The sequence below is a fragment of the Pseudomonas sp. MD195_PC81_125 genome (assembly GCF_014060985.1).
In the GTDB taxonomy this organism is placed as follows: domain Bacteria; phylum Pseudomonadota; class Gammaproteobacteria; order Pseudomonadales; family Pseudomonadaceae; genus Aquipseudomonas; species Aquipseudomonas parakoreensis.
In genome coordinates, this window is record NZ_JABULD010000987.1 from 1 (window position 1) to 672 (window position 672).

General features: G+C 58.2%; 1 protein-coding gene and 1 pseudogene. One reads left to right on the plus strand and one right to left on the minus strand.

From position 1 onward, the window contains the following. Positions 1-188 (minus strand): annotated as a pseudogene (locus HT737_RS32275) (hypothetical protein); the annotation flags it as partial. Between the two features lie 256 nt (positions 189-444). Here HT737_RS32275 and HT737_RS30750 point away from each other — a divergent pair. Next, on the plus strand, positions 445-672 hold a 228-nt coding region (locus HT737_RS30750; RefSeq protein WP_182404702.1), incomplete at its 3' end, for a class I tRNA ligase family protein.

Here is a 672-nt window from a genome sequence, read left to right on the forward strand (position 1 = left end):
CTGCGATCCAGATAGGCCTTGACCAGTTTGAACTCGGCGGGGGCTCAAGCCACGCAATTCCAGTTCCACGGGGCGCTCGTCGCGCAGCCGGCCAGCGGTTTTGGCAGCGTCGAGCGCCATGCCCAGACGATCCATCAACCGTTCGTACAACTCGGGTTTCGTCACGTTTTTTGCCGTTGCTCCACCATCCCTCACCTCATTGAAGATAAGACTCACTCCCCAATAAGAGCTTAGCTTCGCTGCACAAACCGGCTGAACGCCGCGACCAACGGCCCTCGCCACGGTTTTCGGGGGCCAGACAGCTGTAATCAGGGTTTCCCTAGGCCAAGCGCGGTCATGTATGCTACGGCGCTTCCTGTCATTCCACTTCCAGCCTGTCCGGAGCATCCCCCGGAGGGCGCGTTGAAGAGGATTAGGCCACCCCTATCCAGTACAAAAGTAGCCATGCACGAACAATATCAGCCCCGTGAAATCGAAGCCGCCGCCCAGTCGTTCTGGGACGAGCAAAAGTCCTTTGAAGTCAGTGAACAGCCAGGCAAGGAAACCTACTACTGCCTGTCGATGTTCCCTTACCCCAGCGGCAAGCTACACATGGGGCACGTGCGCAACTACACCATCGGCGACGTGATCTCCCGCTACCAGCGCATGCAAGGCAAGAATGTTCTGCAACCG